This is a genomic window from Actinomadura alba, from assembly GCF_014323705.1.
GTDB lineage: Bacteria > Actinomycetota > Actinomycetes > Streptosporangiales > Streptosporangiaceae > Actinomadura_C > Actinomadura_C alba.
This window is the reverse complement of record NZ_JABVEC010000023.1, coordinates 19,840-45,232: the sequence shown is the minus strand read 5'-3', so window position 1 is coordinate 45,232 and position 25,393 is coordinate 19,840. Positions and strand designations below refer to the sequence as shown.

At 70.9% G+C, this 25,393-nt stretch carries 25 protein-coding genes; 3 read left to right on the top strand and 22 right to left on the bottom strand.

Annotated features, from left to right (window positions below):
• Positions 1-101: 101 nt before the first annotated feature.
• The 7 genes from ccsB to hemL all read right to left on the bottom strand — a co-directional run bounded on the left by ccsB (position 102) and on the right by hemL (position 7,265).
• Positions 102-1,061, bottom strand: a complete 960-nt coding sequence (gene ccsB / locus HKK74_RS26525) for a c-type cytochrome biogenesis protein CcsB (RefSeq protein WP_187246072.1) — start codon at positions 1,059-1,061, stop codon at positions 102-104.
• A gap of 5 nt (positions 1,062-1,066) precedes the next feature.
• A complete protein-coding gene (resB, locus tag HKK74_RS26520) occupies positions 1,067-2,629 on the bottom strand; it encodes a cytochrome c biogenesis protein ResB (RefSeq protein ID WP_187246071.1) in 1,563 nt (520 codons plus the stop codon).
• Positions 2,629-3,381 (bottom strand): cytochrome c biogenesis CcdA family protein, encoded by a 753-nt coding sequence (locus HKK74_RS26515; protein WP_187246070.1) that lies wholly within the window; start codon positions 3,379-3,381, stop codon positions 2,629-2,631. The genes resB and HKK74_RS26515 overlap by 1 nt, the downstream gene beginning before the upstream one ends.
• A gap of 153 nt (positions 3,382-3,534) precedes the next feature.
• Positions 3,535-4,122 (bottom strand): TlpA family protein disulfide reductase, encoded by a 588-nt coding sequence (locus HKK74_RS26510; protein WP_187246069.1) that lies wholly within the window; start codon positions 4,120-4,122, stop codon positions 3,535-3,537.
• A 50-nt stretch (positions 4,123-4,172) separates the two neighbouring features.
• Positions 4,173-4,811 carry a histidine phosphatase family protein gene (locus HKK74_RS26505; protein WP_187246068.1) on the bottom strand — a complete coding sequence of 213 codons (639 nt, stop codon included), beginning with the start codon at positions 4,809-4,811 and terminating at the stop codon, positions 4,173-4,175.
• Positions 4,812-4,904: 93 nt separating this feature from the next.
• Positions 4,905-5,828, bottom strand: coding sequence for a LysR family transcriptional regulator (locus HKK74_RS26500; RefSeq protein WP_187246067.1), 924 nt, complete (start codon positions 5,826-5,828; stop codon positions 4,905-4,907).
• A gap of 147 nt (positions 5,829-5,975) precedes the next feature.
• The gene (gene hemL, locus HKK74_RS26495) at positions 5,976-7,265 is read right to left on the bottom strand and encodes a glutamate-1-semialdehyde 2,1-aminomutase (RefSeq protein ID WP_187246066.1); all 1,290 of its coding nucleotides are present in this window, start codon (positions 7,263-7,265) and stop codon (positions 5,976-5,978) included.
• Between the two features lie 106 nt (positions 7,266-7,371).
• Here hemL and HKK74_RS26490 point away from each other — a divergent pair, with 106 nt between their 5' ends.
• On the top strand, positions 7,372-9,084 hold the full coding sequence (locus tag HKK74_RS26490; protein ID WP_187246065.1) for a serine/threonine-protein kinase: 1,713 nt from the start codon (positions 7,372-7,374) through the stop codon (positions 9,082-9,084).
• A gap of 7 nt (positions 9,085-9,091) precedes the next feature.
• On the opposite strand, the gene HKK74_RS26485 is transcribed toward HKK74_RS26490, so the two are convergent.
• The 9 genes from HKK74_RS26485 to HKK74_RS26445 form a co-directional block, all read right to left on the bottom strand.
• The gene (locus tag HKK74_RS26485; protein ID WP_187246162.1) at positions 9,092-9,733 is read right to left on the bottom strand and encodes a bifunctional DNA primase/polymerase; all 642 of its coding nucleotides are present in this window, start codon (positions 9,731-9,733) and stop codon (positions 9,092-9,094) included.
• A 289-nt stretch (positions 9,734-10,022) separates the two neighbouring features.
• A complete protein-coding gene (locus HKK74_RS26480) occupies positions 10,023-10,982 on the bottom strand; it encodes a hypothetical protein (protein WP_187246064.1) in 960 nt (319 codons plus the stop codon).
• 139 nt (positions 10,983-11,121) lie between these two features.
• The gene (gene hemB / locus HKK74_RS26475) at positions 11,122-12,105 is read right to left on the bottom strand and encodes a porphobilinogen synthase (protein ID WP_187246063.1); all 984 of its coding nucleotides are present in this window, start codon (positions 12,103-12,105) and stop codon (positions 11,122-11,124) included.
• A gap of 41 nt (positions 12,106-12,146) precedes the next feature.
• The gene (locus tag HKK74_RS26470; RefSeq protein WP_187246062.1) at positions 12,147-13,715 is read right to left on the bottom strand and encodes a bifunctional uroporphyrinogen-III C-methyltransferase/uroporphyrinogen-III synthase; all 1,569 of its coding nucleotides are present in this window, start codon (positions 13,713-13,715) and stop codon (positions 12,147-12,149) included.
• On the bottom strand, positions 13,712-14,650 hold the full coding sequence (hemC, locus tag HKK74_RS26465; RefSeq protein ID WP_187246061.1) for a hydroxymethylbilane synthase: 939 nt from the start codon (positions 14,648-14,650) through the stop codon (positions 13,712-13,714). Before hemC ends, HKK74_RS26470 begins: the two co-directional genes overlap by 4 nt.
• Positions 14,647-16,023, bottom strand: a complete 1,377-nt coding sequence (locus HKK74_RS26460) for a glutamyl-tRNA reductase (protein WP_187246060.1) — start codon at positions 16,021-16,023, stop codon at positions 14,647-14,649. Before HKK74_RS26460 ends, hemC begins: the two co-directional genes overlap by 4 nt.
• On the bottom strand, positions 16,020-16,775 hold the full coding sequence (locus HKK74_RS26455; protein ID WP_312881784.1) for a redox-sensing transcriptional repressor Rex: 756 nt from the start codon (positions 16,773-16,775) through the stop codon (positions 16,020-16,022). The genes HKK74_RS26460 and HKK74_RS26455 overlap by 4 nt, the downstream gene beginning before the upstream one ends.
• A gap of 257 nt (positions 16,776-17,032) precedes the next feature.
• Positions 17,033-17,272 carry a glutaredoxin family protein gene (locus tag HKK74_RS26450; protein WP_187246058.1) on the bottom strand — a complete coding sequence of 80 codons (240 nt, stop codon included), beginning with the start codon at positions 17,270-17,272 and terminating at the stop codon, positions 17,033-17,035.
• A 13-nt stretch (positions 17,273-17,285) separates the two neighbouring features.
• Entirely contained in the window at positions 17,286-18,524 is a 1,239-nt protein-coding gene (locus HKK74_RS26445) for a hypothetical protein (RefSeq protein ID WP_187246057.1), read from the bottom strand.
• A 210-nt stretch (positions 18,525-18,734) separates the two neighbouring features.
• On the opposite strand from HKK74_RS26445, the gene HKK74_RS26440 reads away from it, so the two are divergent.
• Entirely contained in the window at positions 18,735-19,394 is a 660-nt protein-coding gene (locus HKK74_RS26440) for a sigma-70 family RNA polymerase sigma factor (RefSeq protein WP_187246056.1), read from the top strand.
• A gap of 126 nt (positions 19,395-19,520) precedes the next feature.
• On the top strand, positions 19,521-20,396 hold the full coding sequence (locus HKK74_RS26435) for an HAD family hydrolase (protein WP_187246161.1): 876 nt from the start codon (positions 19,521-19,523) through the stop codon (positions 20,394-20,396).
• 38 nt (positions 20,397-20,434) lie between these two features.
• Here HKK74_RS26435 and HKK74_RS26430 read toward each other — a convergent pair whose 3' ends face one another.
• From HKK74_RS26430 to HKK74_RS26405, 6 genes are all read right to left on the bottom strand, one after another.
• Positions 20,435-21,370, bottom strand: coding sequence for a lysophospholipid acyltransferase family protein (locus HKK74_RS26430; protein ID WP_187246055.1), 936 nt, complete (start codon positions 21,368-21,370; stop codon positions 20,435-20,437).
• Positions 21,371-21,435: 65 nt separating this feature from the next.
• Entirely contained in the window at positions 21,436-22,425 is a 990-nt protein-coding gene (locus HKK74_RS26425) for an NAD-dependent epimerase/dehydratase family protein (RefSeq protein WP_312881782.1), read from the bottom strand.
• Positions 22,426-22,535: 110 nt separating this feature from the next.
• The gene (locus HKK74_RS26420) at positions 22,536-22,634 is read right to left on the bottom strand and encodes a 30S ribosomal protein bS22 (RefSeq protein WP_012854759.1); all 99 of its coding nucleotides are present in this window, start codon (positions 22,632-22,634) and stop codon (positions 22,536-22,538) included.
• A gap of 214 nt (positions 22,635-22,848) precedes the next feature.
• Complete coding sequence (locus HKK74_RS26415; protein WP_187233448.1) at positions 22,849-23,052, bottom strand: helix-turn-helix domain-containing protein; 204 nt, start codon at positions 23,050-23,052, stop codon at positions 22,849-22,851.
• A gap of 108 nt (positions 23,053-23,160) precedes the next feature.
• A complete protein-coding gene (locus HKK74_RS26410; protein ID WP_187246159.1) occupies positions 23,161-23,952 on the bottom strand; it encodes a phosphatase in 792 nt (263 codons plus the stop codon).
• 76 nt (positions 23,953-24,028) lie between these two features.
• Positions 24,029-25,222: an acetoin utilization protein AcuC gene (locus HKK74_RS26405; RefSeq protein WP_222722759.1), complete on the bottom strand. Its 1,194-nt coding sequence runs from the start codon at positions 25,220-25,222 to the stop codon at positions 24,029-24,031.
• Positions 25,223-25,393 lie beyond the last annotated feature (171 nt).

The following is a 25,393-nucleotide window of genomic DNA, read 5'->3' as shown; positions in this document are numbered from 1 at the left end:
GCGGCCTCTTCAGAGCCCTGGCACCTACGGGCCCCATTTATCAGACCTGCTGAAGCGCCCGCGAGCGGGCGCGAGCGGGCGCGCCGGAGGCGCGGCAAATGTCACGCGTAGCTGTGCAGGCCCGAGAACATGTAGTTGACGCCGAAGAAGTTGAACAGCAGGCAGCCGTAGGCGACGAGTGAGACGATCGCGGCCTTGCGGCCCTTCCAGCCCGCAGTGGCGCGTGCGTGCAGGTAGCCCGCGTAGACGACCCAGGTGACGAACGACCAGATCTCCTTGGGGTCCCAGTTCCAGTAGCGACCCCATGCCTCGTCGGCCCAGATCGCACCCGCGATGATGGCGAACGTCCAGATCGGGAACGAGAACATGGTCACGCGGTGGGCGAGGCGGTCGAGCGTCTCGGGCGCGGGCAACCGGCCGTTTCCGGTCACGCCGCGCGAGGTCACGAGATAGAGGATGGTCGAGAGCCCAGCGACCGTGAAGGCACCGGTCGCGATGATCGCGGCGGTCACGTGGATGGCGATCCAGTACGACTTCAGCGCGGGCACCAGCGGGCCGACGTCGGTGTAGAGCCAGAGCGTGGCGATGCCGAGCGAGACCACGGCGAAGAGCATGACGAAGGCGCCGAGGAACTCGATCCGCTGGCGGAAGAGCAGCACGAGGTAGGCGGTCACGGCGGCGAACGTGATGGCGACCATGAACTCGTACATGTTGCCCCAGGGCCAGCGCTCCGCCGCCACGCCGCGGGTGACGAGCGCACCGAGGTGCAGGCCCCAGCCGAGGACGCTGAGCAGGACGCCGAACCGGCGCCAGTCGACCTCGCGCCTGAGGGAGGCTTCGTCGTCACCGGTGTCCGCCGCACCGCCGGGGGTCACGGCTTCCGGCTCGGATCCGCCCGCGCCGACGAGGACCTTCGCCTTGGCCGGTGCCTGTTCGGCGGCCGCTCTTCGCCGGTGCCCGAAGGCGAGGTCGGCCGCATAACCGAACATTGCGACGACGTACATGAGCACGGCGCCCAGCATGAGCTGGTTGCTCAGGTTAGCGAGCTCAGTGTCGACCATGCTCGTCACTCCTTCGTCTTCTCTGGGGCCGTGCCGGCGGGGACGGCCTCGCCGCCCGATGATCGCGACCGGGCGGCCGCGTCTTCGCGGAGCCGCTCAACGATCTCGTCGAACTCGGCCGTCGGGTTCCCGAGTGTCAGGCCACCGACCTCGACCACCGTATGCCCACCCTCCACGGCCCGCGCACGGACCCATACGCGGCGGCGGCGCACCAGGAAGGAGGTGGCGATACCGAGGATCGCGATCACCGCCGCGGCGAGCGCGGGCAGCCGGCCCGGGTCGTCGTTGACGGCGAGGCTGATCCATTCCTTGTGGCCGGTGAAGGTGATCGAGCCCGCGCCGTCGGGCAGGGTCAGCGTCTCGCCCACCCTGAGCGGCTTGACCTCGTTCTTCATCGGCTTGAGCCGGTCGGGGATGCCCTCCAGCTTGTAGACCGACTGGGGCGTGCCCGAGTCGAGGCCGAGGTCTCCGGCGAAGGCCTGGAGGGCGACCATCGGGTTGGCCGCGCCCGGGAAGGCCGACATCGCCTTACCCTGCGCGTCGGCCACCGCGGTCGGCCAGAAGACCCCGATGAAGCCGAGCTGCTTCGGCTGCGCGTCCGGCACCTTGATGACGCCCTCGGAGGTGAACGTCCGCTGCTCCATCGGCAGGAACGGCACCGCCCCCTCGAAGGCGATCTGTCCCTTGCCGTCGCGCACGGTGAAGGTCGGCGCGTAGCCGCGCCCCAGCAGGTAGACCTTGGCGCCGCCGACCTCCAGCGGGTGGTTGACGCGCAGGTCGTAGGGCCGCTCCGGCGACGACGGCGTGGTGCGGTAGCGCACCTTGCCCAGGAACTCAACGGGCTGGCCGCGCTGGGGCCCCTGAGTGACGTAGGTGGCCTGGAAGTCGTCGAGTGTCATGGAGAACGGCGCCAGCCGGCCCGGGGTGAACTCCCGGCCGGGCTTGAACGCGTCGTAGCTCGTGAGCGTGTTCGAGAAGCCGGTGCCCTCGGTGAGCAGGACATTGCCCCGATAACCGAAGGCCGCGCCGACCCCGACCGCGAACAGCAGCACCAGCAGGGCCAGATGGAAGATCAGGTTGCCGGTCTCACCGAGGTGGCCCTTCTCCGCGGCGACCGACCCCTCGCCGGCATCGACTCGGAACCGCCGCCCGCGCAGCAGCTCGCGGGCCCGGTCGAGCGCCTCCTGCGGGGTGGCGTCGGTCTCGTACGTCGCCGACTGCGGAAGCCGGGTGAGGTGGCGCGGCGCCGCCGGCGGGCGGGCCCGCATGGCCCGGTAGTGCTTCCACAGCCGCGGGATCACGCACCCGGCGAGCGAGATGAACAGCAGGATGTAGATCGCGGCGAACCAGGGCGCGGCGAAGACGTCGAAGAGCGAGAACCGGTCGAGCCAGCGCGCGCGGGTCGCGTTGTCCTGGTAGTACTGGGCGACCTTCTCCGGCTGTATGCCCCGCTGCGGCAGGATCGACCCCGGAATGGACGCCACCGCCACCAGGAACAACAGGATGAGCGCGGTGCGCATGGAGGTGAGCTGGCGCCAGCCCCAGCGCAGCCAGCCGAGGGGTCCCATCAGATCACCGTCTCGAATCCGCCGATCCAGCCCTTGAGCGAGATCATCACCTCGCCCCAGAGGCCGGTCACCAGGAGAACGCCGATCGCGACGAGCATGCCGCCGCCGACGCGCATGACGACCCGGTAGTTCCGCTTGATCACGCCGAAGGCGCCCAGTGCCCTGCGGTAGGCGACCGCCGTGCCGACGAACGGCAGCCCGAGCCCGAGCGAGTAGGCCAGCGATAGCACCGCGCCGCGCTCAGCGCTCGCCTCGGTGAACGCCAGCGACTGCACCGCGGCCAGCGTGGGCCCGATGCAGGGCGTCCAGCCGAGGCCGAACAGCACGCCGAGAAGGGGCGCGCCGAGCAGGCCTGCGGTGGGCAGCCGGCTGGACGTCACCGTCCGCTGGAGGCCGGGGAGCAGGCCCATGAACGCGAGCCCGAAGACGATGGTGATCAGGCCGAGCACCCGGGTGATCGGGTCGGCGTACTCCAGCAGCCATCGGCCCAGCCCGCCGAACGCCAGCCCGGCGCTCACGAACACCACGGTGAAGCCGGCGATGAACAGGACCGATCCGGCGAGCAGCCGGCCGCGCCGCTGCCGGGCCAGGTCGGCGCCGGACAGGCCGGTGACGTACGAGAGGTAGCCGGGGACCAGCGGCAGCACGCACGGCGAGAGGAACGAGACGAGCCCGGCGAGTGCGGCGATCGGCACCGCCACCAGGAGCGATCCGCTGGTGACGGTGTCGGTGACCCCCGTGGCCGCGCTCATGGCCTCGCTCCGCTCGGCGGCTCGGGGCGCCTTGGAGGCTGCGGCTTCCCTCGTCGGGCACGAGCGCTCGTCCCTCGCACTCGTCCCCTCCTCAGTCCAGCCACCGCCGCGCCCCTCGCGCTCATGGCCTCGCTCCGCTCGGCAGCATCAGCACTACTTCTCCGCGGCGACCTGGGTCACCAGTGGGGTCAGTCTCGAATAGGTCGTGGGACCGACGATCCGCACCGCCACCCGGCCCTTACGGTCGAGCACGAGCGTGCTCGGGACGGCGTTGGGCGGGACGTCGCGGAAGGCCAGCGTGAACCGGCCGTCCGGGTCGAAGACGCTCGGATAGCCGACCTTGAAGCTCCGGATGAACGCCTTCGCCGGCGTCTTGCCATCCTTGATGTCGACGCCCACGAACTCGACTCCGGCGGCCTTCTGGTCGGCGTAGATCTTCTCGAGCGCGGGCGCCTCGGCCCGGCACGGGGCGCACCACGAGGCCCAGAAGTTGAGCACCACGACCTTGCCCTGGAGGTCGGCGAGCCGGAACGGCTGATCGTCGAGCGTGGTGCCCTCGGCCCTCGGCCCCGCCCTGCGGTCGGCGGGCCTGATCACTTGCGCGGCGCCGTCGCCGGCCACGTAGCGGGAGTCGCTGCCCGCCGGACCGGACGACGCCTGGGTGCCGGCGCAGCCGGAGAGCAGCACGGTGGCCGCGAGGGCACCGGCCAGGGCTCGAGCGGGCAGGGGTCGGGCGTTCAACGCACTCTCCACTACAAGACGTAGTAATCGGCTCTATTGTGCAGGCTACGTCAGGCACCCGGCACACTGGGTCGGCGAATCAGCGCGGCGGCCGGTTCGGCGTACGAGACCGCCACCAGGCGGGTCCCCTCGTACACGAAACTGGTGACGCTGGCGAGCTGGCACTGGCGCCGGGTCGGGTGGTGCCACAGCTTGCGCTGCTCGGCCCGCCGCCGGGCGATCCAGATCGGCAGCTGGTGGCTCACGCAGATGGCCTCGTGCCCCCTGGCCGCGTCGCGGGCGCCGGCCGCGGCCTCGAGCATGCGCGACGCGATCTCCTCGTACGACTCGCCCCACGACGGGCGGAAGGGGTTGTACAGGGACGGCCAGTTGGCCGGGCGGCGCAAGGATCCCTTACCGACTCCGAAGGTCATGCCCTCGAACCGGTTGGCCGCCTCGGTCAGCCGGTCCTCGACGGTCACCGGCAGGCCGAAGGTCTCGGAGAGCGGCTCGCTGGTCTCGCGAGCCCGCTCCATCGGCGAGGAGAACAGGGCCGCCACGTCGCGACCGGCGAACCACTTGGCCGCGGCCTTCGCCATGAGAACGCCGTCCTCGCTGAGGTGGTAGCCCGGCAGGCGACCGTAGAGGATGCCCTCGGGATTGTGCACCTCGCCGTGACGCAGCAGGTGGACGATGGTCTTCTCACTCATGGCGCGACAAGACTACCCGCGCCCCCGCCCGGCGAGGCCGCTGCCCTGCGGACCCGGCATGGCGCCGCTCGTCACCAGGTCATCAGCAGGTCGTCAGGCGTCGGCGGTCAGCTCCGGCGGCGCGGGCGGGGCGACGGCCCGCAGCGCCTCAACGACGGCCCGGATGCCGGGGCGGCGGGCCGCCTCTTCCCGCCAGATCGCGTAGACGCGGCGGGTGAGCAGAGGGCGCAGTGCCACGACCCGCACGCCGGGCGGTAGGTCGCAGCGCCCCATCCGGGGCAGCATCGAGGCGCCCAGCCCGGCTCCGACGAGGGCGAGCTGGGTGGCGTACTCGTAGGCCTTGTGCTCGATGCGCGGTTCGCTGTCGATGGCCCGGAGCGTGTGGGTCAGCCAGCCCAAGCAGACCGTGCCCTCCGTCGAACTGATCCACGGGTCACCGGCGAGCTCTTTCAGCTCGATCGACTCGCGGTCGGCCAGCGGGTGATCCGCGGGCAGCGCCACGTCGGCGATGTCGTCGCAGATCGTGCCCTTGCGCATTCCCTCGGGTATGACGAGCGGCTGGTTGTTCCAGTCCTGCAGGACCGCCAGATCGAGATCGCCGCGGGCGACCATGGACAGGCTCTCCAGCGGGTCGTACTCGTGCAGCAGCACGCGCAGCTGGGGATGCTCGGACCGCAGTCTGAGGATGGCCTGCGGCACGAGCCCGCGCGCGGAGGTGGGGAAGGCGCCGAGGTCCAGCTCGCCCACGACCGCGCCGCGGTGCGCCTCGAGATCGGCCTGCGCGATCTCGACGAGCGACAGGATGCGTTCGGCGTGCCCGACGAGCAGTTCGGCGGCGTCGGTCAGCCGCACGCCTCGGCCGTTGCGCTCGAGCAGCTTCTGCCCGGTCTCACGTTCCAGTTTCGCGACCTGTTGCGAGACGGCCGAGGTGGTGACGTGCAGTACGTCGGCGGCGGCGCTCACCGAGCCGTACGAGGCGATCGCGTGAAGGGCGCGGAGCCGGTCGAGGTCGAGCATGAAGCGATACTAAATCGACATATGGAAAATTACTACCTAGTCCTAAATCATGGGTCAGTGATCGAGGGCCTGACCCTTTCGTTGAGTCGTGGCGTGTCGGTGCCTGGACGCCCTCGTCTGCCCCGACACGCCACGACTCAACGTGGCTCAGACCTCCGCCGCGGCGCGGGCTGCGTACGGGAGCGCTTCGGCGATGCGGTCCAGCGCGGCGTCGTCGTGGGCCGCGGACAGGAACCACGCCTCGAACGACGAGGGCGGCAGATACACCCCTCGCTCGAGCGCCGCGTGGAAGAAGGCGGCGTAGGCCTCGGTGCTCTGCCTCCGCGCGGCGTCGAAGTCGCGCACCTCGCCGGGACCGAAGAAGATCGAGAAGAGGTTGCCCGCGGTCTGCAGGCGATGCGGCACGCCCTCCTTCGCCAGCGCCTCGGTGGCCCATCCCGCCACGAGCGACGCCGCCCGGTCCAGCCGGGCATAGACGTCGTCGGTGGCGTTGCGGAGCGTGGCCAGGCCCGCGGCCGTGGCGAGGGGATTCCCCGACAGCGTGCCGGCCTGGTAGACCGGGCCCGAGGGGGCGAGCAGGTCCATGACCTCGGCCCGGCCGCCGAACGCCGCGGCGGGCAGGCCACCGCCCATCACCTTGCCGAAGGTCATCAGGTCGCCGGCGATCCCCTCCCTGCCGTACCACCCAGAGGCCGTGACCCGGAATCCGGTGAGCACCTCGTCCAGGATCAGCAGCGCGCCCTCGCGCTCGCACAGCGACTTCAGCAGCGCGTTGAAGCCCTCGGCCGGGGGCACGACCCCCATGTTCGCCGGGCACGCCTCCGTGACGACACAGGCGATCTCGCGGCCGAACTCGGCGAACGCCGCCTCGGCGGCGGCCGCGCTGTTGTACGGCAGCACGATCGTGTCGGCGGTGGTGGCCCCGGTCACCCCCGGAGTGTCGGGCAGCGCGAGCGTCGCGACGCCGCTGCCCGCGGCCGCCAGCAACGAGTCGACGTGGCCGTGGTAGCACCCGGCGAACTTCACGATCTTGGACCGGCCGGTGAATCCGCGGGCCAGCCGGATCGCCGACATGGTGGCCTCGGTGCCCGAGTTCACCAGCCGCACCTTGTCGACCGGGGTCCGTGCCACGATCTCCTCGGCCAGTTCCACCTCGCCCGGTGTGGGCGCGCCGTACGACGTGCCGCGCCCGGCCGCCTCCCGTACCGCGGAGACGACGGCGGGGTGGGCATGACCGAGGATCATCGGCCCCCACGAGCAGATCAGATCGACGTACTCGTTGCCGTCGGCGTCGGTCAGAAAGGGGCCGTTTCCCGAGATCATGAAGGGTGGCGTGCCACCGACCGCGCCGAAGGCGCGCACAGGCGAATTGACGCCGCCTGGCACGATGGAGGTGGCCCGTTCGAAGAGTTGCTGAGATCGGTCGCTCGAAGTCACGGCGCCAGTCTCTCAGCCCTCGATTCCGATCCGGTCAAGCCCCTTGACCGCTCCCACCAGCAGCCGATATCCCACCAAAGGGGCTATTGACTCGGAGGGGTACAACGTGACGGACATCTGGGCGGTACCGGGCTTCACGCATGTGCGGGAGCTGGGCGCCGGCCACTCGGGCCGAGTCGTCCAGGCGATGGACGACCTCACCCGGACACCGGTAGTGGTGAAATACCTCGACGAACGGCTGTGGCGGGACGAGCGGTTCCAGGACCGCTTCCGCGCGGACGCCCGGGTGCTCGCGCGCCTGGAGGATCCAGGGCTAGTCCAGTTCTACGAGTACGTGGAGTCGCCACAGGGCGCTGCGGTGATCACGGAGTTCGTCGAGGGCGTCAGCCTCGCCCGGCTCCTCGACACCCAGGGGCCGACCGGGCCACTGGCCGCGCTGGTGATCTTCGGCGGGTCGCTGATGGCGCTCGAGGCGCTGCACGAGGCGAGGGTCGCGCACGGCGCGTACAGCCCCGCCAACGTCCTCATCGACGGCTCCGGCACCGGCAAGCTCGCCGACGTCGCGGTCACCACGGGCGACGGGTCCGACGCCCGCGGAGCCTCCTACCGGGCTCCCGAGCTGTGGGACGGCGCTCTGCCCGGGCCGGCCGCCGACCTCTACGCCGCGACCGCCGTGTTCGTGGAGTGCCTTACCGGCCTGCCGCCGTTCGCCACGAAGAACCTCTCGTCGCTGGCGAAGGCGCACCGGAACGAACAGGTACCCGTGCAGGCACTGCCAGAGCCGCTGCGCGCGCTCGTCTCGGCCGGGCTGGCCAAGCATCCCGGCGACCGCCCATCGTCGGCGGCGAGCCTTCTCACCGCGCTGGACGAGGCGGCCACGGCGGCGTACGGCGCCACCTGGGAGGCGCAGGGCCGCCACCGGCTGGCCGAACTGGCCGCCGCCACCGCCGCCACGCCGTACGCACCCAAGCCCCCGCCGCGGGACAACGGCCCGGTGGCTAGCCCCCGCGCCGGGCGCCGCCGCCGCCGCGGACCGCTGCTCGCCACCGTCGCGCTGGCCCTCGCGGTGATCCTCGCCATCGCGGCCTTCGTGGGCCTGCGGGCACGTTCCGACGACACGGCGGCACCGGCCGCGAACGGCACCCCCGCGCCGACCGCGACGCCGACGCCCACGGCCACGGGGCTCCCCCAGACGCCCGCCGCGCTGGCCGACGCGATCGGCAACGCTGCGGCGGGCAGGGGGGCCGCCAACTTCGCCCACCGCCGCGACGCCTGTTGCGGCAACGCCACCGCCGCCCGCGGCGTCTTCTCGTTCACCCTCGCCGGGCCCATGGCCTCGGACATGACCGTGTGGTCGCCGGTCCGGCGCGATCCGTACGCCCGCAGGGTCCGCGCCGTGCTGATCGACGAGACCACCTACGTCGCCTTCCGCGGCTGGCGGGAGGTACCCGCGGTGCCGCGGGCGGGCCGGGCCGACGCCACGCGCGTCTACGCCTCCATGGCCGCGCAGGCCCGCTGGGGCGCGTCAGTGCACAACATCCTGGCGCTGGTCCGGTCGTCCCCGGAGATCAGGCGGTCGGGCTCGACCTACACCGGCACCGCCGCACTGGCCGACCTGGTCCGCGATGGCACGGTCGGGCGTCTGTACGCGCCGTTCGGGGCGGGCGCCCGGGTCGCCTTCTCGGTCCGGGTCGGGGCCGACCTGCTGCCCCGCAGCCTGCAGGTGACGGTGACCCCGCGCAGCGGCGCCAGGGCCCGGCAGGTCTTCCGCACGAACTACTCCGGCTGGGGCCGCAGCGTCTCGATCAAGGCGCCGTGACAGGCGCTCAGACCTGCTCGCAGCTGTCGGCGAGCACTTCCAGCAACCGCAGGGGATCGGGCAGCGGGGAGCCGTCTGGCGGGCGCAGCCAGCTCACCTCCCGGCCGTACGGCAGCGCCGACGGGGGTGCCACCACGTAGCTGTCGCGGCAGTGCCACCGCATGCCCGGGGTCTCGGCCACGTTCTCTGGAGAGCAGTCGAGCTGACAGGACCACCACTCGCGCTCGTCGTCGGGCGCGCCACGGGTGGCGACGAAGAACAGGTGGCGCTGGCCGCCGGAGTCGGCCACCGGGCCGACCGGCACGTTCTCGCGGTCGATCCGCTCGAGCGCGATGTCGCCCGCGGCGGCGGGGATGTCGAAGACGTCGAAGACCCGGCCGGTCGGCAGGATGAGGTTGGCCTCGGGGTGTTCGCTCCACCAGCGGGCGTGCACGGCGGGGTCGACCCCGGCCTGCCGGCCCCACATGGTCGACACCGGATGTGCGCCGGGAGCCGGGCAGCCCACCCGGTCACAGGAGCATGCCCGATCGCCGCCCGTCAGTGGATGCGCTCCCGGCGCACAGGCCCAGCCGAACGCGGCGTAGTCGCGCGCGGCCGCCACCATGCGGTTACGGGCCCGCTGCCGCCTGCCTCCCGAGACTGCCAGCATCATCGCCCCCCATCGGCGGGTGCCCGTGACCAAGATCACCGTGCGTTCGCGGCCGTCTGGCCGTACGCGCCGGAGCGACCGGTCAGGCGGCACCCGACCATCATCTGCCACCTCTTACCGATAATGACCTGCGGCATCAGAGCGAGACGCACCAACCCCCGTATACGGTTCTAAGTGACTAGGCACAGGTGGTGTCCGGTGAGAAAATCACCTTCCGGGCAATCTCCCGGACAGCCTCCCGGGCAACCTTCCGGACGGCCTCCGGACAGCGGCGAGACCCGCCCCGGCGTCAGCCGGGCGACCGCCCGTTCAGGACCTCGTCGGCGTGGCCGACGGCCCCGTCGAGATAGGTGCGGACGGCCCGCAGCACCGGCAGGTTGCGATCCACCTGCCGTTGCTCGTAGGCGGACCGCAGCGCCCCGATGATGCCGAGATAGTTCAGCTTCAGCCGGCACGTGGTGTCGGCGACCGCGGTGTCGATCTCCTGCCTGCTCGGCTGCGCGGTCTTCCACCGCCTGTCGCGCATCGCGGCACCGGGGTTGGAGTAGTCCCGGCCGGACTTCTTCATGCAGGCGCTCCAGCGCTTGATGACCTCGTGGTAGCGGTCATCGCCCAGCAGCTGGTCGATCGCCTGCCTGCGCAGGCCGGCGACGAAGCTCTGCGATCCCCGTACACCCGCATAGTCGGAATTCTTCACCTTTTCCGGCACCGACAGGCCCCGGGTGAGCTTGGCCTTCGCCTCGCCCCGGCAGCCGTGCTCCGGTACCTGCCGGCCCTGGTAGGTCTGTCCCGTGGCGCCGTTCTGCTGACGCCAGCCGTTGAGCAGCACCTCGGCGCCGGCCGGGAGCTCGGGCTTGCGCGCCGTCTCCTCCGGCGGCCCGCCGTCGTGCGGGAAGGCCGCGGACCGGTGGTAGCCGTACCGCCGGGCGTCCTCGAGCTCCACGAACGTGCGGCGGTTGCGCTCACGAAGGGTCTTGTTCACGCCCACGAGGGGCAGCACCGGCCGGGTGGCCGCGACGCCGTACCGGCTCAGGCACTCGCGGGCGAGCACGTCCTGGGCCTTGAGCAGCTTCTGCTCCTGCTCGTTGGTCAGCATGTACGGCTCGAGCGGCGATGTGACCATGCCGTAGGCCGTCGGGGTCGGCGTGCTGGAGATCACCGGCCGGCCGTCGGGCGGTGCGCTGTGCGATGAGCAGCCGGCCACCACGGCCAGCGCGCCGATGGCGCCGAAATACGACCTGAGCCTCACAGCGGGTCCTCCCGTATCGCCCCACGCACATGCCGGCACTCCGATTCTCGGTAGTGCCGAGCCATGCGTGAACGCAGCGACACCGGGGCCATGACCAAGTCCGGACGAAACCCTGACCGTGCTTGATCACATCCGGGCGTCAGGCGAGGCGGGCGGCGACCTCCGCGGCCCAGTAGGTCAGCACGATGTCCGCGCCGGCCCGCCGGATGCCGGTCAGCGTCTCCATGATGGTGCGCTCGCGGTCGAGCCAGCCGTTGGCGGCGGCCGCCTCGACCATGGCGTACTCACCGCTCACGTGGTAGGCCGCGACCGGAACGTCGACGGCGTCGCGGACCCGGCGCACGACGTCGAGATAGGGCAGCGCCGGCTTGATCATCACCATGTCGGCGCCCTCGTCGAGATCGAGGAACACCTCGCGCAGCGACTCGTCGGCGTTCGGGGGGTCCTGCTGGTAGGCGGAGCGGTCCCCGAACTGCGGGGCGCACTCGGCGGCCTCACGGAACGGGCCGTAGAAGGCCGAGGCGTACTTGGCGGAGTACGCCAGGATCGCCACCTCGCCGTACCCGGCCTCGTCGAGCGCGGTGCGGATCGCCCGCACCTGGCCGTCCATCATGCCGCTGGGTGCCACCACGCCGGCTCCCGCGGCGGCCTGCGCGACCGCGATGGAGGCGTAGCGCTCCAGCGTGGCATCGTTGTCCACGTCGCCCGAGGGGGTCAGGATCCCGCAGTGCCCGTGGTCGGTGAACTCGTCCAGACAGAGGTCCGCCATGATCACGGCGCCGTCGCCGAGGTCGGCGGACAGGTCGCGCAGCGCCTTCTGCACCACGCCCGCCGGGTCGTCGGCACCGGAGCCCCGGCCGTCCTTCACCGCCGGGATGCCGAACAGTATGAGCCCGCCGACCCCGGCCTCGACCGCGTCGTGCGCCGCCTTGCGCAGGCTGTCGCGGGAGTGCTGCACCACGCCCGGCATCGACGTGATCGGCTGCGGCTCGGTGATGCCCTCCTTGACGAACATGGGGAGAACCAGATCGGCCGGGCTGAGCCGCGTCTCGGCGACCAGGCGGCGCAGGGCGGGCGTACGGCGCAGCCGTCGCGGCCGCGCAACGGGGAACTGCGCAGACATCGTGCTTGACCCTTCTCGACGTGGACGGGCTACTTGACGGGCTACTTGCGCCGGCGGGCGCCGCGGCGCATCTGGCTGGGCTTGCGGAGCGGCTCACCGGCCTCGACCTGGGCGGCCCGCCGCTTGGCACCGTACTCCGCCAGTGCCTCGGCGAGGGCCGGTACGGACGGTTTGTCGGCCATCACGTCGACCCGCAGACCGTACTCCTCCGCCGTCTTGGCCGTCTGTGGCCCGATCACGGCGATGACGGTGACGTTGTGCGGCTTGCCCGCGATACCGATGAGGTTGCGGACCGTCGAGCTCGAGGTGAAGAGCACCGCGTCGAAGCCACCACCCTTGATCGCCTCACGGATCGGCGCGGGCGGCGGGGCGGCGCGCACGGTGCGGTAGGCGGTCACGTCGTCGCACTCCCAGCCCAGCTCGGTGAGCCCGGCGATGAGCGCGTCGGTGGCGATGTCGGCGCGCGGCAGCAGCACCCGGTTGATCGGGTCGAGGTCCGGGTCGTACGGCGGCCACACCTCCAGCAGGCCGTCGCCGGACTGCTGCTCGGCGGGCACCAGGTCCGGATGGACGCCGAACTCCACGAGCGCCGCCGCGGTCTGCTCGCCGACCGCCGCGACCTTGAGCCCGGCGAAGGCGCGCGCGTCGAGGCCGTACTCGATGAACTTCTCACGGACGGCGCGGACCGCGTTGGTGGAGGTGAACACCACCCACTCGTACCGGCCGGTGACCAGGCCCTTCACCGCCCGGTCGAGCTGTTGCGGGGTGCGCGGCGGCTCGACCGAGATGGTCGGGACCTCCTCGGGGACGGCGCCGTAGGACCGCAGCTGGTCGGACAGGCTCGCGGCCTGTTCCTTGGTGCGCGGCACCAGGACCCGCCAGCCGAACAGCGCCTTGGTCTCGAACCAGGACAGCTTGTCCCGCCAGCCCACGACATCGCCGACGATGATGAGCGAGGGCGACTCCATGCCCTTGGTGTCGGGCACGAGCCTCTGCAGGGTCGACACGACGGTCTCCTGCTCGGTCGTGGTGCCCAGGCTCGTCATGGCGACCGGCGTGGTCTCGGGACGGCCCGCGGCGATCAGGCCCTTGGCGACGTCGCCGACCGCCCCCTCGGCACCGAGGATCACCAGGGTCGCGTCGGGCGCCGCGAACGACTCCCAGTCCACGCCGCCACCGGCGGCGTCGATGACGCGGATCTCACGGACCTTGTTGTCGGTCAGCGGGATCCCGGCGTATCCGGGAACCGCGGTGACCGCCGAGATGCCCGGCACGACCTCGAAGGCGATCCCCGCCCCGGCGCACGAGGCGCCCTCCTTGGCGAGGTTGCAGGCGGTGCCCGGATCCCCCCGGAACAGCCGCACGACGTTGCGGCCCGCCGTCGCGGCCTTGACCACGAGCTTGATCGGGTCGGCGTCCGCGGCGTCGAGGATCTCGGCGTCGGCCCGGCAGTGCGAGAGGAACTCCTCGTCCAGGCCGGTCAGGTTCGCGACGACCGTGTCGGCACGGCCGAGCAGCGTTGCGGCCCGCAGGGTCAGCAGACCGGGGTCACCCGGCCCGGTGCCGACGAAGGCGACGGTCCCAGCGGGATTCTTGCGAGCGGGGCTCAATGTGCGTGCTCCCCCATCAACTGGTCGGCCCCCTCGGCGAACATGCGAGCCGCGAGATCGCGGCCCAGGCGCTCGGCCTCGGACGGGTGACCGCTAGCGGACAGCCTTATCTGGCGGCTGCCATCGAAACCGATGACGGCGGCGGTCAGATAGAGCTTTTCATCTGTTTCTGCAGCGTATGCGCCTACAGGCGCCGAGCAACCCGCCTCGAGAGCGGCCAGCACCGCGCGCTCGGCCGTGACGGCTGCCCTGGTCTCGCGATCATCGAGTGTTCCGAGCAGGGCGACGAGATCCGGCCGGTCGGCCCGGCACTCGATGGCCAGCGCGCCCTGGCCGGGGGCTGGCAGCATCCGGTCGGGGTCGAGGACCTCGGCCACGGAAGCGATCCGGCCGATCCGGCCGAGGCCCGCGTAGGCCAGCACCACGGCGTCGAGCTCGCCGTCCTCTACCTTGCGCAGCCGGGTGTCGGCGTTGCCGCGGATCGCCACCACGTCGAGATCGCCGCGGAGCGCCCGGAGCTGGGCCATCCGGCGCGGGGAACCCGTGCCGATCCGGGCGGCCCTCGGCAGATCCGCGAGCTTGGCGGTGAGGTCGGGCACTCCGCAGAGGCAGTCTCGCGGGTCGTCGCGCGGCGGCACCGCGGCGAGCGCGATGCCCTCGGGCGGGGCCGTAGGAAGATCCTTCAGCGAGTGCACCACGAAGTCCACCTCGCCGGACAGGAGGCGGTCGCGCAGGCCGCTGACGAAGACCCCGGTGCCGCCGATCTGCGCGAGCAGCGCCCTGGAGACGTCACCTTCGGTCGTTACCCCGACCAGCTCGACCGCATACCCCGTACGGCGGGTCAACATGTCCGCGACCTGCTGGGACTGTTTCATCGCCATGAGGCTCTTGCGCGTTCCGAGCCGCAGCGGAGTCTGTGCGCCCACGGAGCTCATGGCTTGCTCAGCTCACTCCGGTCGGCGGGCGCCGTGAGACCAGTCGCCGGAAGATCGGACGCGGTGAGATCGGCCGTCTCGAGATCCGGGCGGGTCACCGCCTCGGGCGCCTTCGGGTCGAGGTCGAAGAGCTCCCGCAGCGCGGTGGCGTAGGCGTCGCCGCCGGCCGAGGCCGCGAACTCCTTGACCCGTACGGTCGGCGCGTGCAGGAGCTTGTCCACCACGCGGCGGACGGTCTGGGCGATCTCGCCGTGGACCTTGTCGTCGAGCTCGGGCAGCCGGCCGATCAGCCGGGCCATCTCGGCCTCGACGACCTGGGCGGCCTTGCTGCGCAGGGCGACCACGGTGGGTGCGACCGCTGCGGCCCGGGCGGCGCCGAGGAAGGCGGCGACCTCGTCGGCCACGATCCGGCGCACCGCCTCGATCGCCTCGGGGCCGATCGCGCCGCGGGCCTCCGACGATCGGCGCAACTCGTCCAAGCCCGCGAGGGCGACGCCGGGCAGCTCGCGCACGCCCGGGTCGACGTCGTGCGGCAGCGCCAGGTCGAGGAAGAACCGGCGGTCCGCGGCCGGCCGTCCCCTGAGCAGGTCGGCGGTGATGACGAGGCCGGTGGCGCCCGTGCACGAGACGATCAGCTCGGCGTCGGCCAGCGCGCCGGCCAGGTCGTCCAGCCCGATCGGGCGGGCGGGCACCTCGGCGGCCCCGGCCAGCCGCGCGGCGCGCTTGGGCGTGCGGTTGGCGACCACGATCTCGCCGACGCCCGCGCGGCCGAGGGTGGCGACGGCGAGCGCGCTCATGGAACCGGCGCCGACGACCAGCGCCCGCTTGCCGGCCAGCGGCCCGAGGTGCTCGGCGGCGTCGTCGAGGCCCACGCTCACGAGCGACGCCCCGGCCTTGTCGATGCCGGTCTGCGCGTGCGCCCGCTTGCCGACCCGCAGGGCGTGCTGGACCACCTCGTGGAGGCCGCGCCCGACGGTGTCCTCGGTCTGGGCGAGCCGGAACGCCTGCCGGATCTGGCCGAGGATCTGTCCCTCGCCGATGACCATCGACTCGAGCCCGCACGCCACGGAGAACATGTGCTGGACGGCCCGGTCCTCGTAGTGCACGTAGAGATGCCGGGACAGGTCGTCCAGCGGCACCCCCGAGCAGCGGGCCAGAAGCTCGGAGACCGCGGAGACGCCGCCGTGGAACTTGTCGACCTCGGCGTAGACCTCCACGCGGTTGCAGCTCGACACGATCATGGCCTCGGCCACGTTCGCGGACTCGTGCACCTCGTGCAGCAGCTTGACCAGATCGTCACCGGTCACGGCGGCGCGTTCGAGTACGGCCAACGGAGCACTCCGGTGACTGAGCCCGACCACCAACACGCTCATGCGTCTACCGCCTCGATGTACTGCGCGCCGTCGGACGGTCCGTCTCCCTCGAGCACTTCGTACTCGGGTTCGGCCTGATCACCCATCGGCCCGCCGGCCTTCCGCTGCTCATGGAACGCAAGAATCTGGAGTTCAATGGACAAGTCGACCTTACGCACATCAACGCCCTCTGGCACCGTCAGCACGACAGGGGCGAAGTTCAGGACACTCGTCACCCCCGCAGCGACCACGCGGTCGCACACCACCTGCGCCGCGCCGGCCGGGGTGGCGATCACGGCGATCGACACGCCACGATCCTTGATCACTGTCTCCAGTTCGTCGATGTGCTCGACGGTGAGCCCGCAGATGTGGGCACCGACGATGCCCGCGTCGGCGTCGAGCAGCCCGGCCACCCGGAACCCCCGGGAGGCGAAGCCGCCGTAACCGGCCAGCGCGCGGCCCAGGTTACCGACTCCGATGATCGCGACGACCCAGTCCTGGGTGAGGCCGAGCTCACGGGAGATCTGGTAGACGAGATACTCCACCTCGTAGCCGACCCCCCGGGTGCCGTACGAGCCCAGGTGCGACAGGTCCTTGCGGAGCTTGGCGGAGTTCACACCGGCGGCGGTGGCCAGCTCCTCCGACGACACGGTGGCGATGCCTCGGTCCTGCAGGCTGTGCAGAGCACGCAGATAGACCGGCAGCCGGGCCACTGTGGCCTCCGGGATGCCGCGGTCGGCACGTTCACGGGTACGGATCTGTCGTGGGGTCACGGCCTGCTTCTTCGGGGGGCTCGACGCGGACCGGAACATCGGTAGCCCGCCGGACCGGCCGCCCTTGGACTTTCCCCCAGGTTAAGCCTTTGTGAACACACGCACAAAGTCGCCCAGAGTGGCCGGTGCACGTCAAGACTCGACGGCGGGCCCGAGATCGCCCAGGCCATCGGGGATATCGCTGATAGGGGCACCGGCGAGGAGGCGCAAGCCCGATCACCCAGATGTGACGCACCATACATCTTCAGCCCTCGAGTTCAGCCCTCGAGCGCGGCCCGCAGACGTCGCTCGTCAACCCGCCAGAAGTCGTGCTGCACACCGTCGATGAACGTCACCGGAATCTGGTCCCGGTAGAGCCGGGTGTCCTCCTCGGACCGGGTGATGTCGCGTTCCTCCCACGCCACCCCGACGTCCGCGGCCACCCGGGCGATCACCTCCCGGGCCTCATCGCACAGATGACACCCCGGCCTGCCGAGCAACGTGATCAAGTGGCTCATCGGACGCCGTCCATCAGAACGGGTCCGGGGTGGTCAGCGACGGCAGGGGAAGCACCTTGGCACCGTTGAGCTTGAGCTCGACCACGTTCGTCGCCAGCACGTGCGTACGGCTCTCGGCCGCGAACCGCTTCACCTGCGGCAGGTGCTGGTTCTCCTGGCAGGCCGTACGGTCGCGGAACAGCTGATAGAAGATCCGCTGGGTCGGCGAGTTGACCACCTCGTGGCAGATGTACATGAGCGTGTCCGGCTCCGCGTCACGTGCCGCGCGCACGGCGTCGGCGGCCAGCCGGTCGAACGCCTCCTCGCGGCCGTCGAGGAGCGTGTAAACGGTGATCTGCCCGTACATCGCCGGCGGCGGCTGTGGTGGCTGCGCGGGCGCGGGCTCGGCGCGATAACCCATGCCGGTGGGCGCCGCCATCGGCATGTTCATGGGCTCCGGCGCCGCCGCCATGGTGGGGGCGGGCATGACCGGCCGCTCGCCCCCGTCGAACCGGCGCTCGGCGGCCCCGTCGAGGCGGTGCCCCGAGCGGCGCTGCGGCTCCGGCGGGTAACCGGTGTGCATTTCGTCCACGTACTCCTCCTCGTTGTCGGCCACGGGGAGGGTGCGGACCGCCCCGAACCAGATCAGCCCCGCCGCGCCGCCGAGCGCGACGACCGCCAGGAAGCCGGGCAGCAGCCCCCGGGTGCCGCTGACGACCAGCACGCCCGCCAGCGTGACGAGCGCGACCGGCACCAGCACGGCGTACGCCTCGGGATCGGCCTTGCGGCTCGCCCGCAGGGCGGTGACCATGGCGCACGCGACGAGCGCGATGACCACCACCACGTGCGCCACGCTGATCAGCGTGAGCGGCAGCCAGGCGTAGAAGTCGTCGGGCTTCGGCAACGCCTTGCCGAACTTCCCCTCGATGGGGTCGAACAGCACGATCACCGAGGCCACGATGGAGTACGACACCGTGAACAGCCACGCGGCGAAGCGCACCTGCACGTGGTAGGCGATCAGCTCGACGACGCCGAGGACCAGCCACACCGGCGCGATGAGTGCGCCGCCCAACTCGATCGCCCGCAGGAGCATCGGCCCGAAGCCCGCGAAGAAGCCGATCGTCATCGCGCCGAGCGCGATACAGAGCCCGAACAGGGTCAAGGACCAGGCCACCAGGTACGGCAGCCGCTGCGTGTAGGTGCGCGAGACCAGCAACCCGTTGCCTATTAATGCGGCGACGGTTGCCAGGAGCGCGAAGATACCGTTGACCATCGCGCCCCATGGTGCCCGAAAGATGCCGGGTACGTGTAACCGTGCCCCGGTATTGAGGCCACGACTTCTGACTCGTCAGCGTACGTACGAAGATTTCCCGAGACGAGACCATTGCCACACTACTCACCGGTATCTAGCATGACGTAGCACGCCAGAGGTCGCGCCCGTCCCTCGTAGTGGTCGGTCCCGAGGAGACCCGAGGAGGAGCGCATGGGCAGCCCGGCCCTCGAACCCCCGGTCGCCGTGATCACAAGGCGGGGTCCCCGGGTCGGCACGTTCAGGCGGCCGTGGAGCGCTCGCACACCCGGCCCGCGCCGTGCCGCCGACGAGATCAAGAACCTGGTGCTGCGCGCCCGCGAAGGCGAGGCTGAGGCGTTCGGAGCGCTGTACGACCACTATTTCGGGGCGGTCTACCGCTACGTCTACGGCAGGGTGGGCGTCCACACGCTCGCCGAGGACCTCACCAGCGACACCTTCCTGCGGGCGCTTCGCCGGATCGGCGACTTCAACTGGCAGGGCCGGGACTTCGGCGCGTGGCTCGTGACGATCGCCCGCAATCTGATCGCCGACCACTTCAAGTCCAGCCGCCACCGCCTCGAGATCTGCACCGCCGAGCTTCCCGACACCGGCCGGCACGAGGAGAGCCCCGAACGGGCCATGCTCGACCAGATGACCAGCCGCACGCTGCTGGCGGCGATCCGCCGGCTCGGCACGGAACAGCGCGAGTGCGTCGTCCTGCGGTTCCTGTACGGCCTCTCGGTCGCCGAGACGGCCGACATCATGCGGAAGAAGTCCGGGGCGGTGAAGGCGCTGCAGCACCGCGCGGTGCGGTCGCTCGCCCGGATGCTCCCCCAGGACCTGCGTGGTTAGCCCTCGGACCGGCCCAGTGCCCGACCATCCCTTGGCCGAGCACCGCCCGGCCGGCGACCGTCACATTCCCAAGGCGATGACGGATCGGGGGCGGAGGGTGATTAGGCTCTGTCCATGCCCATGACCATGCGGCGATTCTGGCGATGGCGCGACGACGGAGACGACCCCCTGCGGGCGGGTGCCGCCGCCGCGGCCGCGGCGGAGCACGACCAGATCCGGCCCGCGGACGATCCCGCCGCCGCCGCGTTCTTCGATGTCGACAACACGATGATGCGCGGCGCGTCGATCTACTACTTCGCCCGGGGCCTCGCGGCCCGCAAGCTGTTCACTGTGCGGGATCTCGCCATGTTCGCGTGGGGCCAGGCCGCCTTCCGCATCCGCGGCTCCGAGAACGCCGAGCACATCAGCACCGCGCGCGAGGCCGCGCTGGCGTTCGTCGCGGGGCAGAAGGTCACCGACCTCACCCGCCTCTGCGAAGAGATCTACGACGAGATGCTCGCCGACCGGGTCTGGCACGGCACGCGCTCACTCGCGCTGCAGCACCTCGACGCCGGCCGGCAGGTCTGGCTCGTCACCGCCACGCCGGTCGAGCTCGCCCGGGTCATCGCCCACCGGCTCGGCCTCACCGGGGCCCTCGGCACAGTGGCCGAGACCGAGGACGGCGTCTACACCGGCCGCCTCGTCGGGAATCTGCTGCACGGCCCTGCCAAGGCCGCGGCGGTCCGTGCGCTGGCCCAGCGTGAGGGGCTCGACCTGGCGCGCTGCGCCGCCTACAGCGACTCCGTCAATGACCTGCCGATGCTGTCGGCGGTCGGCGAGCCGCACGCGGTCAACCCGGACTCGGACCTGCGCGACCACGCGAAGGCGCAGGGCTGGCCGATCCACGACTTCCGCACCGGACGCAAGTTCACCATGGTCGCACTGCCGGCCGCCGCGGGCGCGGGCGCCCTCGCCGGCGGTGTCGCCGCCGGCATCGCCCTGCGCAAGCACTACCGCGGCTAGGGACGGAACCGGCCAGGGGCGGTTGGAAGCCAGAGCGGCTAGAAGAACGCGGGGCCCCGTTTGAGCAGCGTGTCGTACAGCATCTGCTGGATGATCTCGCGCACGTGGTCGGTGAGGTTGAAGAGCGTGATCGGGTCGTCGGCGGCGGCCGCGTCGTAATCGCCCATCGGGACCGGCTCACCGAACTGGATCACCCACTTCGACGGAAGCGGGATGAGCCCGAACAGGCCGAACAGCGGGAAGGTCGGCGTGATCGGGAAGTAGGGGAAGCCGAACAGCCGGGCCAGCGGGCGCAGGTCGGCGATCTTGGGGTAGATCTCCTCGGCCCCCACGATGGCGCACGGGATGACGGGGGTCTGTGCCCTCAGCGCGGTGCCGACGAAGCCGCCGCGACCGAACCGCTGGAGCTTGTAGCGATCGTGGAAGGGCTTGCCGACGCCCTTGAAGCCCTCGGGGAAGACCCCGACGAGCTCGCCCTTGTCCAGCAGCCGGGCGGCGTCGGCCTGGCAGGCGAGCGTGTGGCCGCTCTTGCGGGACAGGTGGCCGAGCATCGGTACCTGGTAGATGAGGTCGGCGCCCAGCAGCCGCAGGTCGCGGCCGGCGTTGTCGTGCACGCCCACCTGGAGCATGAGCCCGTCGAGGGGAAGCGTGCCCGAGTGGTTGGCGACGATCAGCGCGCCCCCGTCGGCCGGCAGGTTCTTCAGACCGTGCACCTCGACCCGGAACCAGTGCTCGTACAGCGCCCGGGCGATCGGCAGCACCAGAGTGCTGTTGAACTCGGGGTCGAACCCGAACTCGTCGACCTCGTACTCCCCGGTCAGCCGGCGGCGCAGGAAGGCCAGCCCCGAGGCGATCCTGCGCTCCAGGTCGCTCGGCTCGGGCTCCGGCGTGGCGGCGTGCCTGCCCACGTTGATCGGGATGACGTCCGCGTCCTTGCCGGTGCCGGCGGAAGCGAACGAGCCGTGCGCGTCCATCGTGCCTCCCGTGTGTGCCGTTCCTCGGCGGGTTCGGCGACCGCCGGGGCCGATGTCCCGGTCACTCACCCCGAGTTCCCGAGCCCCCCGGTCAGCCGGTCGAACAGCTCGACGGGAATCCGCCGGGAAAGCCCCTGGGCCTGCACGAACTCGCCGAACGCCGCCTCTGAACCGTACTTCGGCCGCCAGGCGAGTTCCTTCACCAACCGGGCCGTGTCGACGACCCGGCCGTAGGTGAGCCACCGGAGCAGCTCGGGCGAGAACGCGGACATGGACGGGAGGCGCCTGCCCGCGTCACCGAGCGCGGAAAGCGTGGCGGCGGGCATCGGGACACTCGGCCGGCCGGCCCGGCGGAGCGCCTGGGAGAGCAGCAGCACGCCGTCGCCGGCGACGTTGTAGGTGCCCGGATGGTCTTCGACGATCATCCGGCGCAGCACTTCGATGCCGTCGTCCTCATGGACGAACTGCAGCCGCGGATCGAACCCCAGCACCGTCGGCACGACCGGCATGCGGAAGTACCGGGTCAGCGGCGAGTCGACCCCCGGCCCGAGGAAGCTCGCGAAACGCAGCACCGACACCTTCAGATCGGATCGGCGCCGTTTCAGCCCGCGCACGTATCCCTCGATCTCGACGGCGTCCTTGGCATACCCGGAGGACGGCGCCTCGACCGGCTCGTCCATCTCGCTGAAGACCGCGTGGTCCCGTGGGGACGCGCCGTAGACCGCCGCCGACGAACGCACCACGAGCTTGCGCATGTCCGGCGACCGCTGGCACGCGGCCAGCAGTTGCATGGTGCCGATGACGTTGAGTTCCTTCATCTTCGGCCGCGGGCCCGCCGGCGCCGTCACCAGATTGAGATGTACGACGGTGTCGACGTCGGCCGAAGCGATGACCTTCGCGATGCTCGGCGTGCGGATGTCGACGCGTACGAACTCGGTACGGCCAAGAGGCGTGCCGGGTGGGACCGTGTCGACACCGATCACCCGCTCGATGCGGGGATCGGCCTCAAGCGCGGTGGCGACCCGGGCTCCCAGAAACCGGGAAACACCGGTCACCAGAACGACGTGCGCCGTCGAGCCGGAGGCGTTTCGCCCCGACTCCGCTCCGGAGTCGTCCCTGGCAGAGATCGTGCGCCCCACCCCTTACGGCTGCTTGGCCGATCCGTTCACTTCTTGTTACGACGCTGCACGCGCGTCTTCTTCAGCAGCTTACGGTGCTTCTTCTTGGCCATCCGCTTACGACGCTTCTTGATGACGGAACCCACGAAACCTCACTCGACGTACGGGGTGATAAGTACCGGAACGGCCGACCTCACCGCTACGGGTGGGCAGCCTAAAGGCCAAGGGTACCGCTGCACCGACGGCCCACAGGCCGCCGGTCGCGTCAGTACCCCCGCCGCCGGCCGCACGGCCGGTACGCGAGTCCGTCATCGACCGCCCGTGGTTGAACCGGCCACGGCGGTCTCTGCGGCTCCCCGGCTATCCGGCCTCGATGTACGCGTCGCGCAGATAATCGTGGACAGCCTGTTCGGGGACCCGGAAAGAGCGGCCCACACGGATGGCGGGCAGCTCACCTGAGTGAACCAGGCGGTAAACGGTCATCTTGGACACCCGCATCACCGCCGCCACTTCGGCCACAGTCAGGAACCTGACCTCACTGAGAGGTCGCTCGCCTGAGCTCATCGGACGCCCTCTTCCACACGTGCTGCACACCTGCTCTTGGGTGACTTTGATCACGCACGTGTACTTCCTCCAGCGTAAATCGTGTACCGGGAGTCGCAAGAGGGGAGTTCAGGCAATCAGTTCAGAGCGGGCCAGAAGGTAAGCCGCAACCTCGCTGTAGTGCTGGGGCGATACGTTGTCGTCCAGCGGCACAACGACGGCGATTTTCCCTTCCGCCTCCCCCGCGAACAGGGCCGGATCGTTGCAGTCGGCGAATCCCACGGTATCGATCCCGGCCTGTCCGGCCGCCCCGGCCCAGCCATGATCGGCGATGGCCAGATCCGGCCAATCGCTCGATTCCGCTGCGAGCTCGGCCAGCATCGCCTCCATCGGCGCGGCGTCGTGGGTGTGGAACAGCGATCCCCCGGTGTTCAGCATCGCCACGCCCTCGACGTACCGGATCTCCCGCCATCGCGGGCCGTCGGACGTCCCGACCTCGTAGGACCACCCGGCGGCGGGCGTGAGGATCCGGCAGCCACGGGCCCTCAGCGCGCGACCGACGGCGAGATGGATCGGCAGTATGCCGGACGGATGGCCGGTGGCCAGCACGACCCGCTCCCGGCGCTCGGCGGCCAGCCGGAGCCGGTCCGCCATCGCGTCGAGTGCGTCGATCGTCAGGTCCGGATCGATGGTGTCGTCGCCGTAGAAATGCCCGGGGTCGGGGTCGACGCCGCACTTCTCGACCATCATCGCGAGCACGTCCTCGAAGCTCCACGGCTTCTGGAGCTCCAGCCCGAACAGGTAGTACGGCTTGCGATCGCTCATCTTGCGGTAGTGCGACAGGTTGTTCTGCCGGGGGGTCGCCACGTCGCCCGCGATCATGGTGCGGACCAGGTGGGCTCTCAGTTCGGCTCGGTTCATGGCGGTGCTCACGGCCGCGCCTCCGGCACGGCGGCAGGGACATCACGGGAGGACACAGGTTGTACGACCTTAGGGATCATGTTTCGGTCAGGGGGTCGAGGCCGTGTTCGGGGAAGACGGCGCGGCGGGTCGCCAGGACGGCCTGGTCCAGCCGGCTGGCCGGGTCGTAGCCGTCCGCCCAGCTCTTGACGTCGGTGGTCGGCGGCTCCTGGCCGGCGGCCCGGTCGGTCATCCGCTGGGGCGCGTTCTGGCCGGTGCGCCGCCGTACGAATTCGCGCCAGGAGTCCGGAGTGGGCGTGGCCGGGTCGATCGGCCGGCCGGCGGCCTCGGCCAGCAGGTGGGTCCACGCCCTCGGGACGACGTGGACGAGTTCGTACCCGCCGCCGCCGGTCAGCACCCAGCGCCCGCCGGTGATCTCGTGCGCCAGGCCGTGCAGCGCCTCGTAGGCCGCGCGCTGGCCGTCGACGGTCAGGGACAGGTGGGCGAGCGGGTCGAGCGCGTGGCTGTCACAACCGTGCTGGGTGACGAGGATCTCGGGATCGAACGCGCGCAGCAGCGGCGGCACGACGGCGTGGAAGGCCCTCAGCCAGGCTGCGTCGCCGGTTCCCGGTGGGAGGGCCACGTTGACGGCGGTACCGGCGGTATCGGTCTCGTGGGAATGGCCGGTGCCGGGGAAGAGCGTGTGCGGCCCCTCGTGCAGGCTGATCGTCAGAACCCGCGGATCATCGAAGAAGGCCGCCTGCACACCGTCGCCGTGGTGGACGTCGACGTCCACGTACGCCACCCGCCGGGCCCCGTTCTCCAGCAGCCAGGCGATCGCGATCGCGGGGTCGTTGTAGACGCAGAATCCCGAGGCGCTGTCGCGCATGGCGTGATGCAGGCCGCCCGCCACATTGGCGGCGTGCTCGGCCTCGCCCGACCAGACCGCCTCTGCGGCGGCGACGGACGCGCCGGTCACCAGCGCGGCCGCCTCGTGCATGCCGGGGAAGACCGGGTTGTCGGGGCTGCCGAGGCCATGGGCGAGTTCGGGAGAGCCGGTCCCGCCTGCGCGCTTGACCGCGGCGATGTAACCCGGGTCGTGCACCAGCCCGATCAGATCGTCACCGGCCGCCGCGAACCCGGCGACCTCGACGTTCGGGTGGTCCAGCACTCCGTGATCACGGGCCAGCGCCATGGTCAGTTCGACGCGTACGGGATTCAGGGGGTGGGTGGGGCCGAAGTCATAGGAGGTGAGCTTGTCGTCCCAAAGGATCCGAAGCGAACGGCTCATGGCCTCACGCTAGCGTCACCGCGCCCCTTTCCTCGGCGTGGCGCCAGTCACACCCCGCCGGGCGCCCTCCGTCACACCGGTCGCTGTTCACCCAGGTCAGTGATGTGAGATCTGCCGTATTCCGGGCATCTATTAACATATTGGTAACGTGCCAACGAGTAAGGGGGGCGT

Bases quoted from the DNA above. Each gene is read 5' to 3' on its own strand.
- HKK74_RS26485 (WP_187246162.1), bottom strand. From the start codon at position 9,733: ATGCTGGCAGTCTCGGGAGGCAGGCGGCAGCGGGCCCGTAACCGCATG.
- HKK74_RS26405 (WP_222722759.1), bottom strand. From the start codon at position 25,222: ATGAGCCGTTCGCTTCGGATCCTTTGGGACGACAAGCTCACCTCCTAT.
- hemC (WP_187246061.1), bottom strand. From the start codon at position 14,650: ATGAGCTCCGTGGGCGCACAGACTCCGCTGCGGCTCGGAACGCGCAAG.
- HKK74_RS26450 (WP_187246058.1), bottom strand. From the start codon at position 17,272: ATGAGCCACTTGATCACGTTGCTCGGCAGGCCGGGGTGTCATCTGTGC.
- HKK74_RS26415 (WP_187233448.1), bottom strand. From the start codon at position 23,052: ATGAGCTCAGGCGAGCGACCTCTCAGTGAGGTCAGGTTCCTGACTGTG.
- HKK74_RS26445 (WP_187246057.1), bottom strand. From the start codon at position 18,524: ATGGTCAACGGTATCTTCGCGCTCCTGGCAACCGTCGCCGCATTAATA.
- HKK74_RS26460 (WP_187246060.1), bottom strand. From the start codon at position 16,023: ATGAGCGTGTTGGTGGTCGGGCTCAGTCACCGGAGTGCTCCGTTGGCC.
- HKK74_RS26500 (WP_187246067.1), bottom strand. From the start codon at position 5,828: ATGCTCGACCTCGACCGGCTCCGCGCCCTTCACGCGATCGCCTCGTAC.
- HKK74_RS26515 (WP_187246070.1), bottom strand. From the start codon at position 3,381: ATGAGCGCGGCCACGGGGGTCACCGACACCGTCACCAGCGGATCGCTC.
- HKK74_RS26430 (WP_187246055.1), bottom strand. From the start codon at position 21,370: ATGGACGCGCACGGCTCGTTCGCTTCCGCCGGCACCGGCAAGGACGCG.
- HKK74_RS26440 (WP_187246056.1), top strand. From the start codon at position 18,735: ATGGGCAGCCCGGCCCTCGAACCCCCGGTCGCCGTGATCACAAGGCGG.
- HKK74_RS26410 (WP_187246159.1), bottom strand. From the start codon at position 23,952: ATGAACCGAGCCGAACTGAGAGCCCACCTGGTCCGCACCATGATCGCG.
- ccsB (WP_187246072.1), bottom strand. From the start codon at position 1,061: ATGGTCGACACTGAGCTCGCTAACCTGAGCAACCAGCTCATGCTGGGC.
- HKK74_RS26435 (WP_187246161.1), top strand. From the start codon at position 19,521: ATGCGGCGATTCTGGCGATGGCGCGACGACGGAGACGACCCCCTGCGG.
- resB (WP_187246071.1), bottom strand. From the start codon at position 2,629: ATGGGACCCCTCGGCTGGCTGCGCTGGGGCTGGCGCCAGCTCACCTCC.
- HKK74_RS26505 (WP_187246068.1), bottom strand. From the start codon at position 4,811: ATGAGTGAGAAGACCATCGTCCACCTGCTGCGTCACGGCGAGGTGCAC.
- hemB (WP_187246063.1), bottom strand. From the start codon at position 12,105: ATGTCTGCGCAGTTCCCCGTTGCGCGGCCGCGACGGCTGCGCCGTACG.